At 34.1% G+C, this 16,085-nt stretch carries 18 protein-coding genes and 1 pseudogene; 2 read left to right on the forward strand and 17 right to left on the reverse strand.

Translation table 11 applies throughout. The features are described from left to right. Positions 1-6: 6 nt before the first annotated feature. The 11 genes from spoIIIAG to BUB12_RS02245 form a co-directional block, all read right to left on the reverse strand. The gene (gene spoIIIAG / locus BUB12_RS02195) at positions 7-636 is read right to left on the reverse strand and encodes a stage III sporulation protein AG (RefSeq protein WP_072887550.1); all 630 of its coding nucleotides are present in this window, start codon (positions 634-636) and stop codon (positions 7-9) included. Continuing rightward, positions 633-1,250, reverse strand: a complete 618-nt coding sequence (gene spoIIIAF, locus BUB12_RS02200; RefSeq protein WP_072887551.1) for a stage III sporulation protein AF — start codon at positions 1,248-1,250, stop codon at positions 633-635. The genes spoIIIAG and spoIIIAF overlap by 4 nt, the downstream gene beginning before the upstream one ends. A gap of 10 nt (positions 1,251-1,260) precedes the next feature. Then, entirely contained in the window at positions 1,261-2,442 is a 1,182-nt protein-coding gene (spoIIIAE, locus tag BUB12_RS02205; RefSeq protein WP_072887687.1) for a stage III sporulation protein AE, read from the reverse strand. Positions 2,443-2,496: 54 nt separating this feature from the next. Beyond that, positions 2,497-2,889 (reverse strand): stage III sporulation protein AD, encoded by a 393-nt coding sequence (gene spoIIIAD, locus BUB12_RS02210; protein WP_072887553.1) that lies wholly within the window; start codon positions 2,887-2,889, stop codon positions 2,497-2,499. Between the two features lie 6 nt (positions 2,890-2,895). Further along, the gene (spoIIIAC, locus tag BUB12_RS02215) at positions 2,896-3,102 is read right to left on the reverse strand and encodes a stage III sporulation protein AC (RefSeq protein ID WP_072887555.1); all 207 of its coding nucleotides are present in this window, start codon (positions 3,100-3,102) and stop codon (positions 2,896-2,898) included. A gap of 18 nt (positions 3,103-3,120) precedes the next feature. Then, positions 3,121-3,633 (reverse strand): stage III sporulation protein SpoIIIAB, encoded by a 513-nt coding sequence (gene spoIIIAB / locus BUB12_RS02220; protein ID WP_072887557.1) that lies wholly within the window; start codon positions 3,631-3,633, stop codon positions 3,121-3,123. Further along, positions 3,630-4,556, reverse strand: a complete 927-nt coding sequence (gene spoIIIAA, locus BUB12_RS02225) for a stage III sporulation protein AA (RefSeq protein ID WP_072887559.1) — start codon at positions 4,554-4,556, stop codon at positions 3,630-3,632. The genes spoIIIAB and spoIIIAA overlap by 4 nt, the downstream gene beginning before the upstream one ends. A 209-nt stretch (positions 4,557-4,765) precedes the next feature. Then, positions 4,766-5,326, reverse strand: a complete 561-nt coding sequence (gene efp, locus BUB12_RS02230; protein ID WP_072887561.1) for an elongation factor P — start codon at positions 5,324-5,326, stop codon at positions 4,766-4,768. Positions 5,327-5,367: 41 nt separating this feature from the next. Continuing rightward, on the reverse strand, positions 5,368-6,429 hold the full coding sequence (locus BUB12_RS02235) for a M24 family metallopeptidase (protein ID WP_072887563.1): 1,062 nt from the start codon (positions 6,427-6,429) through the stop codon (positions 5,368-5,370). A 77-nt stretch (positions 6,430-6,506) separates the two neighbouring features. After that, a complete protein-coding gene (gene aroQ / locus BUB12_RS02240) occupies positions 6,507-6,941 on the reverse strand; it encodes a type II 3-dehydroquinate dehydratase (protein WP_072887565.1) in 435 nt (144 codons plus the stop codon). Positions 6,942-7,110: 169 nt separating this feature from the next. Further along, positions 7,111-7,641, reverse strand: a complete 531-nt coding sequence (locus BUB12_RS02245) for a YqhR family membrane protein (RefSeq protein ID WP_072887567.1) — start codon at positions 7,639-7,641, stop codon at positions 7,111-7,113. A gap of 276 nt (positions 7,642-7,917) precedes the next feature. On the opposite strand from BUB12_RS02245, the gene BUB12_RS02250 reads away from it, so the two are divergent. Beyond that, a complete protein-coding gene (locus BUB12_RS02250; RefSeq protein WP_072887569.1) occupies positions 7,918-8,304 on the forward strand; it encodes an SA1362 family protein in 387 nt (128 codons plus the stop codon). A gap of 15 nt (positions 8,305-8,319) precedes the next feature. Here the strand turns inward: BUB12_RS02250 and BUB12_RS02255 are convergent, their stop codons facing one another. From BUB12_RS02255 to BUB12_RS02280, 6 genes and pseudogenes are all read right to left on the reverse strand, one after another. Beyond that, on the reverse strand, positions 8,320-9,210 hold the full coding sequence (locus BUB12_RS02255; protein ID WP_072887570.1) for a patatin-like phospholipase family protein: 891 nt from the start codon (positions 9,208-9,210) through the stop codon (positions 8,320-8,322). 69 nt (positions 9,211-9,279) lie between these two features. Beyond that, complete coding sequence (gene mntR, locus BUB12_RS02260; RefSeq protein ID WP_072887572.1) at positions 9,280-9,696, reverse strand: transcriptional regulator MntR; 417 nt, start codon at positions 9,694-9,696, stop codon at positions 9,280-9,282. A gap of 336 nt (positions 9,697-10,032) precedes the next feature. Next, positions 10,033-10,563 (reverse strand): DinB family protein, encoded by a 531-nt coding sequence (locus BUB12_RS02265; protein WP_072887573.1) that lies wholly within the window; start codon positions 10,561-10,563, stop codon positions 10,033-10,035. Between the two features lie 151 nt (positions 10,564-10,714). Then, positions 10,715-11,737 (reverse strand): ribosome small subunit-dependent GTPase A, encoded by a 1,023-nt coding sequence (gene rsgA / locus BUB12_RS02270; RefSeq protein ID WP_072887575.1) that lies wholly within the window; start codon positions 11,735-11,737, stop codon positions 10,715-10,717. Positions 11,738-12,440: 703 nt separating this feature from the next. Continuing rightward, entirely contained in the window at positions 12,441-14,213 is a 1,773-nt protein-coding gene (locus BUB12_RS02275; protein ID WP_072887576.1) for a vitamin B12-dependent ribonucleotide reductase, read from the reverse strand. A gap of 319 nt (positions 14,214-14,532) precedes the next feature. Next, a pseudogene (locus BUB12_RS02280) lies at positions 14,533-15,321 on the reverse strand (ribonucleotide reductase N-terminal alpha domain-containing protein); the annotation flags it as partial. Between the two features lie 374 nt (positions 15,322-15,695). On the opposite strand from BUB12_RS02280, the gene BUB12_RS02285 reads away from it, so the two are divergent. Beyond that, positions 15,696-16,067 (forward strand): rhodanese-like domain-containing protein, encoded by a 372-nt coding sequence (locus tag BUB12_RS02285; RefSeq protein WP_072887579.1) that lies wholly within the window; start codon positions 15,696-15,698, stop codon positions 16,065-16,067. Positions 16,068-16,085: the final 18 nt, after the last annotated feature.

Genomic DNA, 16,085 nt, shown 5'->3' on the forward strand with positions numbered 1-16,085 from the left:
TCCTCCTTAATTTTTAGGCATTACAGAAACTTTATGTGTTGGAACATCTAGCACTCTCGAAATCGCCTCAACAACCCATTTCTTTACTGAAGCGTGATCAACTCCTTTAGCTACTACTAAAACCCCCCTCACTTCTGGTCGCTTTGTTTGAACTAATAATGGTGTTTCACCATCGCCCTGTCTAACTGTTACGGTTTGCGTTTCCTCTGTGTTATCTTCAATTTGTCTAGTTCCACCATTTCTATCATTTTCATCTGTGTATTGCTGTCCAATAATTAAGTTCTGTTCATAGACTTTTACACTTGTAGAATCTAGATTCACCATAACATCTACTTCAGAAACTCCATTTATCTTTTCTAGCATCGTTTTTAAATCTTGTTGATAGCTTTCTTCCAGCTCCCCCACATCTGATGTACTTTTTGTATCATTAGTACTTGTCTGATTTGCAGTATTTTCAAGTTGCATTTGTTCTGGCGTCTTTTCTGACTCTCCTTGGGACGAGGAAGTAAACACATTTCCAACAATTAGTAATAATAAAGCAACTAACCCTATGACGATTAAATACGATAATTTTTTGGATGGAATTTTACTTACTGTATCGTTAGATTGAAAGAACCTTTGTAGTTTTTTTATCAAGATGCCCCTCCCTCCCATAAAATAGATAATTTCTTATCATGAAGATCCCAAATCTCTTGTAAAAATTCCTTTATTGATTCGGAATCTACATCCGAGTTATTCGCAAGTGGATCTTCTGTGTTAATTACTACATCATCAACAGCTTGTATTGTTCCCTCCCCTTCTTCAGATTCTCGAATGGTTACAATGACTTCCTCCAAATTTTCAAAATCAAAGGCTTGTTCGATTTTAAAGCTAAAATTAATTGCTGTGATTTCTACTTTATGCTCCTCTTTTAAAGGAGTATTTGCTATATCTTTTAGTTGGACAGCCATCTGTTCTAAAATATATGCATTCTGTGATGATTCTATTTCACTTTTTTGCATTTCAACTAAATTTTCTATATTTTTTGTATCATTAGTAGCAAAAATTTCATTAAAAGATCGGTCTAAAGTCTGTTCAATATTAAAATCAAATAAATAAAAGAATGGTTTTAAGAAAATTAGAATTAAGACTAATCCCACTACAAATTTAATGTATTTTTTCATAGAATTAGCCGGAACTAATAAATCAATAATTGTCGCTAGAATTATAAAAATAATAATTTGGGTAACCCATTGTACAAGTAATTCCACCATTATCACCCTATCTGAGTAGCAGCGTTATATTACTAGCTGTAACAATAATGACAATAGCTAAAAAGAACATAAATGAAACAGCTAAAAGACACGCTAGCATATAAGCAATATATTTACTGATTGTATTTAAACTTGTAATAATTGGGCCGTCCCCAATAGGTTGTAAGATTGCAGCTGCAAGTTTGTAGATCAAAGCAATCGCAAAGATTTTTAATGCTGGAAATAAGGCAATGAATAACACAATGGCAACACCGACAATCCCAACCGCATTTTTTAATAATAAGGAGGCACTTAGAACGGTATCTGTAGCATCTGTTATTGTCCTCCCGACGACTGGAATAAAGTTTCCTGTAATGAACTTAGTAGTCTTCATAGCAACTCCGTCTTGAACAGCACTAGCTGCTCCTTGTACAGACATGACTCCTAGAAAAATTGTTAGAAATATTCCCAGTGCTCCCATGCCAACTGATCGAAATAAATCAGCGAGCTGTGTTGCCTTATAATTTTCACTTAAACTACTTACAATCAATAGTAGTGCTGAAAGAAATAATAAGGGTAAAATAAACTTTGATACTAATACACCACTTAAATTAATTAAAAAGATAACAAAAGGACTAAAAAAAGAAACTGTTATAATATTTCCAAACGTAGCCATTATTCCTAAGACAAGAGGAATTAAAGCGATCATAAAACTACTCATCATGTTAATGGCTTCCGTTGTATAGGAAACAGCTAAATAAAAGCTGTTTAATGCAATAAATATTAAAACAATATAAACAACAAAGTAGGCAATTTTACTAACTGTACTGTTTTCAAAGGCTGATTGCATCGTCTGTAAAAATACAGATAATAAGGTTAACAACAGTAACAAACCAAGTAATTTGCCATTCATGATAATCTCATGGAACAAGAACTTAACAGCACCTAATAATGTGTTCTTTATAGAAAACGAATCTTGATTTTTCACAAACTCAACGATGCTTGTCCTTTCTAAATCCGGAATATAGCCACCATAGTCATTTACTAGGCTGTTCCAGAAGTGCTGCATACCATCAAAAGATATTTCTTCCATCACTTTTTCATCAAAAGCTTTTATAGGTTCCTGGACTTTCTCTTCTGCAGTAATTGTCACTTGGAAAATGATGAGAAAGCTAACAGCAAGAAGGATAATTCGATTAAATTGTTTCATATATTCCAATAGCTCCCTTCTGCTATTTCTCTTCAAAATATATTCTGTAGTGTATTAGGTCGAGGGTAAAAAATTAAAAATGGTTTCAATTACTGCTGTGATAATAGGAAGAGCTAAAAGTAAAATGAAAATCTTTCCAGCTAATTCAATTTTTGAAGCCACTGCTCCAAGTCCTGCATCCTTAGTGATGTTGGCTCCTAATTCTGTTATATAGGCAATACCGATGATTTTTAGAATCGTATCAATATACATTCCGTCAATGGAAGCTTTTTGACCTAAAGATTCAATCATTTGAATAATAGAACCAATTTGGTTAATAACCACAATAAAAATGGTGATTCCAGTTATTAAAACTATAAGAAAGGCAAAGGGACCTTTTAAATCCTTTAAAATAATATATAGGATGCTAGCGATGATTCCGATAATAACAATTTGAATAATATCCATATACCATTACCCTTGAAAAAGGAAGACAGACCTTATTTGTTGAAACAAATCAGATAGGCCATTAACGACAATAACTAGTACGATAATGAAACCTACTAATGTTGCAAATTGTGCATATTCTTCTTTATCCATTTGTTTAAGAATGGTATGAATAAGTGCTACAATTATTCCTATTCCTGCTATTTGAAATAAAATCGATGCATCCGTAAGCATATGTATGCCCCTTTCCTTTTAAATAAGCAGTAGCACGATAAATATGCCACATAAAAATCCCAATGTTTTAGCCATATTACTATATTTATAATGATTATCAATCGCTTCTTGGAGTTCTCTTTCTAAGTGATGTAAGGTTAATTGAATATGTTTTTGTTGTTGGGTAAAGTCATGTTGACCGAGGGTTTGTCCGAATTGAATCAATATCTCTTTTTCCGTTTGGTTAAGACTAGATTTGGAAATATATGAATCAACACTGTTCTTCCAGATTGATCCAAAGTCATTATTATTCGTCGTCATTTCTTCAGCAAGTTGTAAAAAGAACGATTTTGTCGGGTCTGGTATTTGGTTTGAGATTGTAAGAAATGCATCTCGTAATGGGAGTTGACTATAAAGGATTTCAGCCTCCAATATTTGTAGGGCATTTTTTAATTGCCTAATTTGTTTTGGACGACGTGTCAGTGACTGACTCCACTCAAACCCTACCCAAGTTGTTGTTAAAATAAAAAGAATGGCTCCTATCCATTTCATTTGGCAAACATCCTCGTTCTATGAAAGATATTTTCTTCCTTTTCATTCAGTATTTTCTCAATTTTTCCTGGTGATTTATCATTTTTGAGAATTACTATCCGTTTAAATATGTTTTGCGATAGTAGCTGTTGTAAAGATGGTCTCTTTTTAAGTTCCTCTAATGACTGACCATGAATTGTACAAAACACAATAACTCCTGCATTTATTGCTTCTAATAATGCTTGTACATCCTGTGCACTTCCAATTTCATCGACTACCATTATGTCAGGTGACATGGAGCGAATCATCATCATCATACCTTCTGCTTTGGGACAAGCATCCAATACATCTGTTCGTTTACCTAAATCATGCTGCGGAACACCTTTTAAACAAGCACCAATCTCTGATCGTTCATCAACTACTCCAACTTTTTTAGGTTCAATTCCTTTCCAACCGGAAGAAATAATTCTTGTACAATCACGGATTAAAGTCGTTTTACCAGTTTGTGGCGCACCAACAAACAATGTATTCAAATATTGTTTATCATATAAATATGGAATTATTGGTATAGCTGCCCCAATTTTTTGTTTAGCTATTCTTATATTTAAAAAGGATATGTGTTGAATCGCTTTAACCGAGCCTTTTCTCGTATTTACTTTACCTGCTAGTCCAACTCGATGTCCTCCTTCTATAGTTATATAACCTTCTCGGAGTTCATCTTCTAATCGGTATAATGAAAATTCACTTAATTGATTTATGATGAACATCGCTTCTTTTGAGGTCGGCAATAATTGTTCAACCCATTCAATTTGATTGTCGAATATTAACTCAATTGGCTTTGAAATTCTAATCCGAATCTCTTGCAGCTTGTCCCATCTATTTAATATCGAAGATTGGATAATATTACTCATTCTTCCTGGAAACAATCTCAATATTTCCTGCATTTATGAGCCCCCACCTCTCTAGAAGTAGCTTTATAGTAAAATGTATGTTTATCAACATAATTTATGACAACCTCCCATTACAAACTTTTCATATTAGCTTGTATTATTACAAGAAAAAAACCGAACCCATCATCGAATCAATAAATTGAATTCGAATTAGAGTTCGGTTTTTTACAAGACAATAATATCTTTACTTTTATATAGCTCTATTAATTAGCTCGAGAAACATATTTTCCATCAGATGTATTGATTACTAACATATCACCTTGGTTAACGAAGAATGGTACTTGCACAACAAGTCCAGTATCTAGTGTTGCTGGTTTAGAACCACCACTTGCAGTATCTCCTTTAATACCAGGCTCAGTTTCTACTACCTCTAGTTCAACTGTATTCGGAAGGTCAACACCAAGGATTTCTCCTTCGTACGTAATAATAGAAACTTCCATATTTTCTTTAATAAATTTCAGCTCATATTCAATTTGGCTACTAGGGATTTCAATTTGCTCATACGAATTCGTATCCATAAATGCATGTGAATCACCTGAAGCATACAGATATTGCATTTTTTTATGTTCAATATGAGCCTTACTAACTTTTTCTCCGCCACGGAACGTTTTTTCAGAAATATTTCCATTTCTTAGGTTTCTTAATTTTGAACGGACAAATGCTGCACCTTTCCCTGGTTTTACGTGTTGGAATTCGATTACCTGCCATATATCATTGTCTACTTGTATCGTTAATCCTGTTTTAAAATCATTTACTGAAATCATCTTACTACCTCCTGTTTCATAACACTATGCTTTTATTATGCTTATAATTGAATTAAGTCTTTCGGTGATTTTGTCAAGCGTTCATTACCGTCTTCAGTAATGACAATATCATCTTCAATTCTACAACCACCAACGTTTGGAATATAAATTCCAGGTTCAACAGTTACAACCATTCCTGGTTTTAGAGTAGCGCTACTTCTAAATGATAATCCAGGTCCTTCATGAACTTCCATTCCTAATCCATGTCCTGTAGAATGTCCGAAATACTCCCCGTAACCTTTGGATTTAATATAATCTCTTGTAAGGTCATCTGCTTCTTTTCCAGTCATTCCTGGTTTAATTCCCTCAACCCCTAAAAGCTGAGCTTCTAATACCGTATTGTAAATATCTTTTAATTCATCACTAATTTCACCAACAGCAAACGTACGCGTGATATCGGAACAATACCCATTATATAATGCGCCATAATCTAACGTAACTAATTCCCCAGATTGTATCTCCTTCTCAGAAGCTACACCATGAGGCATCGCTGAACGATTACCAGATGCAACAATAATATCGAAGCTAGAAGATGTAGCCCCTTGTTTACGCATAAAGAATTCAAGTTCATTTGAAACATCGATTTCTTTAACTCCAGGCTTAATGTAATTTTGAATATGATAAAAAGCATCATCTGCAATTTTGGCAGCCTGTTTCATAATTTCAAGTTCGTCTGCTGATTTAATTAAACGGATATTTTCAACAATATCACTTACTGGAACTAATTCCACTTCTAATGATTTGTTGTATTGTTCGAAAAGCGCATATGTAGTATGATTCTTCTCAAAACCTAGTCGTTTAACATTTAGACGTTTAAGTTGATCACGAATCTCTAAATCCATTAATTGTTTATGTTCGATAACCTCGAATCCTTTGGCTTGGTCTGTAGCTTGTTCAGTGTAACGAAAATCGGTTATAAAAAGCGATTCTTCCTTACTAACAATAGCAGCCCCAGCTGTCCCAGTAAATCCTGTAACGTACCTTCTGTTTATTGGACTTGTAATTAAAATTGCATCTAAATTATGTTCACCCAATGCTGTTCTAAGTTTATTAATTCTCTCCATCTTCTCCCTTTCCCTTCTATATTTTTTTTGTAACGGTAAGTATTCTTAAATTCTGTAGAAATTTTCTACATTAGTGCTTACTTACTGATTGAAAATATTGCTTCAGCAGCTAAACGATAACTTAATAACCCAAATCCTACAATCTGTCCATAACAAACCGGAGCAATCAAAGATTGATGACGAAAGGATTCCCGACTGTGGATATTGGAAATATGTACTTCTATTACAGGAACGGTTATTGATTTTATTGCGTCATGTAAGGCAACACTAGTATGCGTGTATGCAGCTGCATTTAAAATAATCCCCATATATTGACCTTCTGCTTCTTGGATGAGGTCAACCAATTCCCCTTCATGGTTTGTTTGTTTGCTGACAAGTTCACAATCATTTTTGGTCACTACATTCTCAACTTCTTGTTCCACATCGTCAAGGGTAAAACTACCATAAACATCCGGTTCCCGTTTTCCTAATAAATTTAGGTTTGGACCATTTAATAACAATAATCGCCTCAAATCGAAAATCTCCTTCTTGTAGAGATAAAAGTGTAGAATCCAGCTCCACTTGCTCTTCACCTTTTTAATAAAATTTGGACGTTACTAGTTTACCATAAACACTAAGATTTGAATAATAAAGTGAATCTTCAATCAGTACTATATTCAACTATTCCATCTAGGAGAGAATTTATTTTGCTTCCTCCTCTTCTTCTTGTTTGGCCTTATTTTCTTTTATCACGGTGTCATGATAGTCATAGGAAATGGAATATCCAATGAAAATACCATAGAGAATAAACAAACAGATTGTCGTAACAATCGTGTTTCGATCCAACTCAGTCACATTAGGAATATTAGGAAACATAGGTTGAAAAACATAATACACGATTGCCCAAAGAACTAATCCATATAATAAACCAACCAATATAGAACGATTCTTCTTTAGTAAAGCATAATATATTAATGCAACTAAAACAGAAAGACCACCTATTATTAAAATAGAAACAACGTCACCTAACCAACCATCCGTCCATCCGGCTCGTACCCATGAACGAAGAACAAAGCTACTAGGAGATATTTCCGTGAAATTAAACAAATGTAAAAACACTCCAAGAGAAGACCAAAAAAGCCCCCCTATAAAGCCGGTTAATAAGGATCTCCCTAATAACGTCATTGATTCTTCTTGTTTATTCTGTTCTAATTCTTTTCTTTTCCCACTCATTCTTGTAACCTCCATAGAAATACTATTCTTATCTTTTATATAAATTGGTGATAACATACATACTTTTTCTTGAAATCAAGCTAAGTCTTTTTTTTAATTTATCTTTATATTTAGATGAAACTTTTGTAAAATGATTATAAAGATAAATGTTATTGTTTTGATAAGATTTTTGTGTAAAAGATAAATAGACTGGAATAATATTACTAAGAAAGGTTAGAATGATTAATATAATAGGAACGTTGTTACATACATATTTTTAGAAGGGAAGCGATTCTTATGGGACGCAATGCATTTACATTGATTGTTTATGCCATGATCGGGCTTGCTGTTGTTGGACTACTTTTTAGCTTATTAAATGATGCTGCAGGCTTTTTTGGTAATATGCTAATTTCTTTAGGTATTGGGTTAGCTATATGCGCCGTAGTCTATTTATTGTTCTTTAGAAATCGCACTACTACTTCTTCTGACACAAGAAAATATAAACAAGCTGTCAAGCAATCTAAGGCTAAATATAAACAAAACTACCAAAATGCTTCAACGAGTACCGTAAACCAGCAACGTAAACAAACAAATCCATTGAAAAAGAAAAGTCATAAGCGCCCTAGACATTTACGGGTCATTGATGGAAATAAATCAAAAAGAAAAAAGCGAGTCTCTAACTAAGACTCGCTTTTCTTATTAAGTTGTCCATCGTTTTAAAAATTCCTCTGCGTGTTTCTGTCCATTCTCTATTAATTGCTGCTTCTTTTCATCATCAATTGAAAAATCCGTTGTTTCAATGTCTTCCACAGGAATAAAAATAATATTGGCTAATTCTCTTTTAGAAACATATCTAGCATCATGGGCTTGTTTCATGGTTGAGAATAAAGAATAAAGCATATCGATCGCATTCGCTATTTTCCTTGGTTGAATCTTGTCATAAGAATTGCTTAATTTCAAACCTAATATAGGGCGTTTCAGCTTATTAGAATCCTGGTCAAATACCCAAAGTGGGAAATTACTTAATAAACCTCCATCAACAATAATGCTTTTTTCTTTACGCACTCCTTGTAATTTCCTTGGCATAAAAAAATACGGAAAGCCTGAACTCATTCGCACTGCTCTTGAGACAGGAAAACGATCTGGTTGAATACCATAAACCCTTTCTAGATCATCTGGTATAACGATTAGCTTTCCTAAAGTTAAGTCACTTACGACAATCTTTAAATACCCTTTTGGTAAATCAGAGAATGTGTAGACTTTCTTCTTTGCTAGTTGGTTATATAGCCACTTCTCGAATTTATCTCCTTTGTATAAACCTAGTTGAAAATATAGGAGTAACCATTTACTTCCTGGGATAATCTTTGTTATTTTTGGCGGGTCTAGAAAAGTTCTTAAGTCTAATTCATCTAATAGATTTTTGATTCCCTCATTGTTGTAGCCTGCTGCGATAAAGCTAGCAAGAATTGATCCTGCAGATGTACCAGCTACACGTTCGAACGTATAATTCCTACTTTGGATCGTATTTAAAGCCCCAATAAACGCATATGCTTTAACTCCACCACCAGAGAAAACCCCGTCAATTTTCATGTTTTATCCCCCGCTTAGTCCTTTATTCTATAGATAAGCAGAGATTCATAAAATTAGAACGGGGGATTTTTACTTATTTTCTTTTTGAATCTTTCTCAATGCCGTTACTCGAGACTTATCTTCTTTAAAATATTTTACTAAATCACCAAGTCTGTCAATAGAATTCCAGCTAAGATGATGCTCAATCCCTTCAACATCGTTATAAATATTGCCTTCCTCTACTCCGATAATTTCTAGGAAGTTCTCTAACAATTCATGTCTAAATACTAACTTTTCTCCAACTTTTTTTCCTTTTTCCGTCAAAATAAAGCCTCTATATTTTTCGTAATTTAAATATTCATCTTTATCCAATTTCTGAACCATTTTTGTCACAGAGGATGGATGAACTTCTAACGCCTCAGCAATATCCGACACCCGTGCATAACCTTTGGTTTCAATTAAGTTGTATATTATTTCGATGTAATCTTCCATACTCGGTGTTGGCATTTAATCTCCTCATTTCATCGCACATTTTTTTATCTTAGGCAAATTTTTTTCTTCTAATATGAGGATACATGAATTTGAAAGGAGAAACAAGTTATTCTATGTTATAAGAAGAATGACATACTCATACAAAAAAGAAGAACCAACAATTTTATATGTCAGTTCTTGTAGCTTTAAAATAAAGCCTGATCAAAACAGGGTTTTTATTTGTTATAGATTACACATCTTTTGTAAAAAAGTTTGATAATTTTCTGAGACCCGATCTTCAACTAACTAGCCAGAATATTATAAGTGTATCCTTAGTTAACTAAAGCGACAATAAGCAAAAAACATCAGAACTCATTTTTCCAACATATGCATCCATTTCTTAATAACCCGGATTTGTCCTCGGTGATTTAATTCATCCTCAATCACATGAAACCATTTGAAATAATTATTTGCTGGCTCTTCCCACCAAAATGGGGCTTTTTCGAACAACCATGAATCTGGCAATGTCCGGAATGTATCGATTGTTTTTTTTCTCGTTTGTTCCAACTGTTCCAAATAATAATCAATTGGATACCCTTTAATTTGTTCTCGTGCCGCATTGCCAAGTTCCATTGCAGGATTCAGTAAATGGATATCCTCAGTGAATTCACGTTTTTCAAATGTATCGATTTGAAAAGCTTTTTCCATCGACACCATATGAGCTAGAAGCATACCAATAGAGTTCGCTTCTTCATTAATTAGATAGTCCAATTGTTTTACTGTTAAATCCCTAACTTCTACCAATGTTGTCCACCTTACATATTCCATCATGGATACCAACTTGCTAAACTCCAAATTTAGACCATTTTTTTTATCGATTAATAATATTCCTTGATTCCCCATAATAATCTCCTCCTTGGCGGCGATTCCACTTATACTTTAACTCGACATTTCACTTTCACTATTCCCAAAAACCATTAAGTACAATTGAATGTTGACTGCTAATATGGATTACAATCCAATAAATCAACATATAGCGTTTATCCTCACTTCATTATTTATTTTTATGGGTAAAACCTTTTTGTCTTTTCAATTCTTTCGCTTTTTCGTATTTCTGTTGGCCCCTCAGCTTTTTTTCATAGTGGGAATACCTTGATAATTGTTCCTTCGATAATTCCCCTTCCACAACGGCTCGTTTGACAGCACACCCCGGTTCATGTTTATGAGTGCAATCATTGAATTTACAGTATTTAGCTATCTCTTGAATTTCCTTGAATAAGATGTTTCCATCCACTTCTTTGGTTGTACTAATCGTTTTAAACCCCGGACTATCAATTAGAAATGAATCAATTTCTTTTAAATATAACATCTTAGTTACCGTTGTAGTATGCTTGCCTTTTTTATCACTTCTGACTAAATTTGTATTTTCACTGTGGTTACCAGTAAGATAATTTATCAGTGTAGATTTTCCCGCGCCTGATGTCCCGATAAACATTGCCGTTTTCTTGCTATATAAAGAATCTTTAACCTGTTGAATTGTATCTTGTTGGTACATGCTGACTGGTGTTATCTTTAGCTTAGGATAAGTTGAATGTATACTCTCCATAATTTGTATCGTCTCTTCAATGTAATCAGCCTTTGTTATTAAGATATTTAGGTCCATATTCTCTTGATTAAAAGTCATTAGATAGCGTTCTAATTTGGATAAAGTAAATCGTTGGTCAGCAGCTATCATAATATAGAGTTGATCAATATTTGTTGCAAGAATCTGTTCATATGAATGTACATGATAGCTTTTGGCAGCATAACTGGACGCTTTGGAAATAACATTTTTTCTTTCTAATAGCTTCTCCAAATAATAATCACCATCTTCCCGATTAAGCATTACAAAGTCACCTACATAAAATTCCCATTCAGAAATTTTATGAGCAACTTTTACTTGTGATATTATTTGATCCATTGTAGCAACTGTATATAAATAATTATTTTTCATAATAATACGGGCAATATTGTTTCTTGGGTTGATAACGTTTCCCTTTACGTATTCTTCAATTCCAAAACTTTTCTGATCAAACATAGCATTTCCCTTTCCTTTTTAAAACTTATTTGCGTAACTTACAATTCTATTCTCAATTCAATAAAGTTTATCTGTTAAGATAAACGTCTAATTGCCAGAAACCGTTATTTTATTTCATTTCGTTTCCCTCCAATTAATTGAAAACAACCACTGGAAATAGAACACTAACTGATCAAGACCTTTTGCTTTATCAATAATCTATACAAAAAAGCCACAGAGTTATATAAAATAACCCTGTGGCTAAAATAGGATATTTGTTTGATTCATAACAAATAAGCCTGTGCATTAATTGCCCAAGCTCTGATCATAGGATAAATCATTCCTTATCTAACTAATTCAATCCGTATGAGTGAGTGGCAATAAATTTAGTTCCCAAGGTTATCTTCATTAGATTTGTCATTGCGTAAACTCACTCCCTTCCATAATATTACAATCATTATACATACTTAATACTGATAGGTCAATTATTTTCTTTGCCAATAAAATTGATTACACTTATATTTATGTAGTTGATAATGGTTGTTATTTCATTTTAATCTAATCTTTCATCCATGTAACACTTAGCACTCCCACTCCATTTTTTTCTAAGAAAACAAAAAATAACCTCTTTAGTAAAGAATACCAAAGAGGTTATTTTCATCAATCTTTATTCCAAAAATCAAACTTTAATTCAAATCTACAATTCTTCTTAATATTTATAATATTATAAGCCACATTTTAATTGGGCTCCACAGCTTGTACAAGTGTTGCATCCACCTATATCTTCCACACTTCCCTTACGACATACCGGGCAAGTGTCACCCACTTCAGAGCCAATGGTTACATTGGTACTATCTAATTCTTGAATGGTGTCCATTAAAACTACTTTTGGTTTTTCTTCAGTATCTTCAAATAGTTCCACTTGCTCACCAAAGTCATTTTCCTCTGCTTTAAGCGTTAATACCTGTGAATCACGACTTCCGTCAACATATACCGTACCACCTTTAGCACCACCATTATATAAACGTCTGTACACATTTTCTACCTGTTCAACAGTGTACCCTTTCGGTGCGTTAACTGTCTTAGAAATAGAGCTATCCACCCAGCGTTGGATCACACATTGTGTATCTGCATGTGCTTCAGGAGCTAGATCCATTGCAGTTACAAACCATTTTGGTAAGTTATCTGGGTCTGCGTCTGGATTTCTATCTAGATATTCTTGTACAATATCTGCTTTTACTTCTATAAATTTACCTAATCTTCCACTTCTATAGTATGAGAAGGAGAAGTATGGTTCTAGTCCTGTGGATACTCCGACCATCGTTCCGGTACTTCCTGTAGGTGCAACCGTTAATAGGTGAGAGTTTCGAATACCATAAGTAAGAATACCTTCACGGATATCTTCAGGCATCTTCTTCATATATCCCGTGTTGATGAAATTATAGCGTAACTCTTTCGTCTCTTCTTCATTAGTTCCCACTAAGAAAGGAAAACTTCCCTTTTCCTTAGCAAGTTCAATCGATTCACGATAAGCAGTAGTTGCAATAGTTTCAAAGATTTGATCTACTAATAGATTTCCTTGTTCAGAACCGTATTCTGTTTCACAGTAGATCAATAAGTCATGTAGACCCATAACACCTAGTCCAACACGACGTTCACCAAGTGCTTGTTTCTTATTTTCTTCCAAGAAATATGGCGTTGCATCAATCACATCATCTTGCATACGCACTCCGGTTTTAACCGTTTCTTTTAGTTTTTCAAAGTTAACTGTCTTTGAATCCTTATCTGCCATTTCAGCTAAGTTCACTGCAGCCAAATTGCAGACAGAATATGGTGCAAGCGGTTGTTCCCCACACGGGTTTGTTGCAACTACTTGATTTCCATATGCTTTCGCATTTGTCATGTCATTTGCATTATCAATGAAGAATATTCCTGGTTCTGCTGAATATGTTGCACAAATATTTATTAAGTTCCATAGCTCTTTCGCTCGGATGGAACGATAAACCCGTACACCATACCCCATTTCTTTCCATTTACGAACATCTCCAACTTCATGCCAGTATTGGTTGTAATCTTCCATTTCTTTTTCAGTGTAGTTCTCTACGTCTGGGAAGCACAGATCATAATATCCATCGTTCTCGACTGCTTCCATAAATTCCTTCGTTAAACAAACTGAAATATTTGCTCCTGTTAAGAATTCCGGATTTTGTACGGAGTAGGTTCCTCCAGTTCGTAATTTTTCACTAGCCTCTTTAATTACAGCATTCGTGAAACCACCTTGACCAGGAATATTTCTATAATTAAGTATTCCTTGATACAAATCTTGTTCCGTTTCTGTTAACGGTGTGAATTTTAGTTTTTCTTGTGCGAGTTGTTTAATTTGTGAATCACCAGTATTTTCGATTAAATACCTTAGAATTCTAGGATTTTGCATTTTTGAAATAATAAACTCAATTATGTCTGGATGAGAGTCTACCAGCATAATCATTTGTGCCACACTATGTTTGCCGAGGCGTTACTTCGGCTTCTCTAAGTCACCTTAGAGTTCAGACCATATCTTACACTTTAATGTGTCCTCGCGCTTCGGAGTCACTTGACCCCTACTCTACTCGCTTCCGTCCTAGCGACGTGCTTTCGATGGTCGTTGAACCTTCTCCATTTTATAGGAACTTGGCTGCTGATTGTCTTTATCCACTTACTATTTTTAAGCATTCACGCCTACTGTTTCCAGTTACGTTGTAGCTAGCAAGTCATAAAAGAGTTCCCAGCAATTCACGAGGTTTATTTATAGACGAGGCGCACTTTAATTATTCACCACGTCTTGATCCACCCTGTTCGACTAGGTGTGTCAACTTAGCAATATCATCTAACCAAGAAACAGAACCAGATGATTTTCCATTAACACCCTTAGCTAATGCATTACGAGGACGCAATGTTGATCCGTTCGTACCGACCCCACCACCTCTAGACATAATTTCCATCACTTGTTTACGATGATCAGAAATACCTTCTCTAGAGTCCTGAATGTAAGGCATAACATAACAGTTAAAATACGTCACATCCGTGTTCGCACCAGCACCATATAACACACGACCGGCCGGAATAAAGTTTAAGCTAGATAGTTCATGATAAAATTTCTCAAACCACTCATCCTTTTTATCAGTCGCTTCTTCAACACTAGCTAAACCTGTTGCATTTCTCTTTGCAATTTGTTCATAATACACTTCCAGTGGCTTATCGATTGCATCTAAACCTCTTTGGACGATACCTGTTTCTGCTTCTTCGCCATCTAATACACCAAGGAATTCCGGCTCAACTTTGATACGAGCTTCTTTTAGAGACCAGTCAATAGACTCTACAAACCCTAAACCCCTTGCAGGGAATTTTGGATCTGCTTTCACTGTTAACACAACAAAATCTCCAACTGCTAAAGTTTTCTTTTGTGTATCTTTGAATGAATAACGATCTAGCATTACTAATCTCGAGACACCTTTATGTGATAATTTCATATCTGCTGTTACGGGATGTACTTGTGGAAATAGCTTTATGTCTTCATTTAGCCTGTCTACATTAATATTACTTGATTTGTCAGCAACTACCGACATTCAATCACTCCTCTACAAAACTATTAAATTCATTAGTATTACCATATCATATCTAATCAACAATAAACAATATATTGTGTTAAAAATAATTAAAAAATACTACATATTGTGTTTTGAACAACTAATCGTCATTTTGTCAATCTATGAAAATAGATAATATTATTAGATAATCGGAGATAATTAGAGCATTAGTAGAAAAATATCACCAAATACAAGAATTTTAGTTCTTGCATTTTTGACAAAAACAGACAACCTTTGCAATAGCTTGATTTTAAAGGGTTTATTAAGCAAGGAACTAAACGATAGAAAAAAACTTTGAAAAAAAACGTTAATAATCATATAATGGATAGTGATTACTAGTAGGGGGAAAAAATATGGAATATATCGTAATAATCATCGTTGCGTTAGTAGCAATTAGTGTTTTTCGTTACTTTAGACAAAAGAACTATTTAAAAACACTTACAGAAGAACAATTTAGAGAAGGTTACCGAAAAGCACAATTAATTGACGTTAGAGAACCACAAGAATTTGAAAGAGGTCATATACTAGGCGCAAGAAATATTCCGGTTACACAATTAAAACAACGTCTTATTGAATTACGTAAAGACAAACCCGTTTATTTATATTGCCAAAGCGGTTCAAGGTCTGCTAGAGCTGCACAACTTTTGCATAAAAAAGGGTATGAAGATATAAGCCAACTTAAAGGCGGATTTAAAAAATGGACAGGCAAAGTGAAGACTAAATAAAAACACTGGAGACGAATT

The sequence above is a fragment of the Ornithinibacillus halophilus genome (assembly GCF_900129485.1).
GTDB classification, from domain to species: domain Bacteria; phylum Bacillota; class Bacilli; order Bacillales; family Amphibacillaceae; genus Ornithinibacillus; species Ornithinibacillus halophilus.

Coding starts and splice junctions, on each gene's coding strand:
- BUB12_RS02265 (WP_072887573.1), bottom strand. CDS start 10,563: ATGGGGAATCAAGGAATATTATTAATCGATAAAAAAAATGGTCTAAAT.
- spoIIIAD (WP_072887553.1), bottom strand. CDS start 2,889: ATGGATATTATTCAAATTGTTATTATCGGAATCATCGCTAGCATCCTA.
- spoIIIAC (WP_072887555.1), bottom strand. CDS start 3,102: ATGCTTACGGATGCATCGATTTTATTTCAAATAGCAGGAATAGGAATA.
- BUB12_RS02285 (WP_072887579.1), top strand. CDS start 15,696: ATGGAATATATCGTAATAATCATCGTTGCGTTAGTAGCAATTAGTGTT.
- BUB12_RS02255 (WP_072887570.1), bottom strand. CDS start 9,210: ATGAAAATTGACGGGGTTTTCTCTGGTGGTGGAGTTAAAGCATATGCG.
- BUB12_RS02245 (WP_072887567.1), bottom strand. CDS start 7,641: ATGAGTGGGAAAAGAAAAGAATTAGAACAGAATAAACAAGAAGAATCA.
- spoIIIAB (WP_072887557.1), bottom strand. CDS start 3,633: ATGAAATGGATAGGAGCCATTCTTTTTATTTTAACAACAACTTGGGTA.
- spoIIIAE (WP_072887687.1), bottom strand. CDS start 2,442: ATGAAACAATTTAATCGAATTATCCTTCTTGCTGTTAGCTTTCTCATC.
- BUB12_RS02235 (WP_072887563.1), bottom strand. CDS start 6,429: ATGGAGAGAATTAATAAACTTAGAACAGCATTGGGTGAACATAATTTA.
- spoIIIAA (WP_072887559.1), bottom strand. CDS start 4,556: ATGCAGGAAATATTGAGATTGTTTCCAGGAAGAATGAGTAATATTATC.
- efp (WP_072887561.1), bottom strand. CDS start 5,326: ATGATTTCAGTAAATGATTTTAAAACAGGATTAACGATACAAGTAGAC.
- BUB12_RS02250 (WP_072887569.1), top strand. CDS start 7,918: ATGGGACGCAATGCATTTACATTGATTGTTTATGCCATGATCGGGCTT.
- rsgA (WP_072887575.1), bottom strand. CDS start 11,737: ATGTTTGATCAGAAAAGTTTTGGAATTGAAGAATACGTAAAGGGAAAC.
- mntR (WP_072887572.1), bottom strand. CDS start 9,696: ATGCCAACACCGAGTATGGAAGATTACATCGAAATAATATACAACTTA.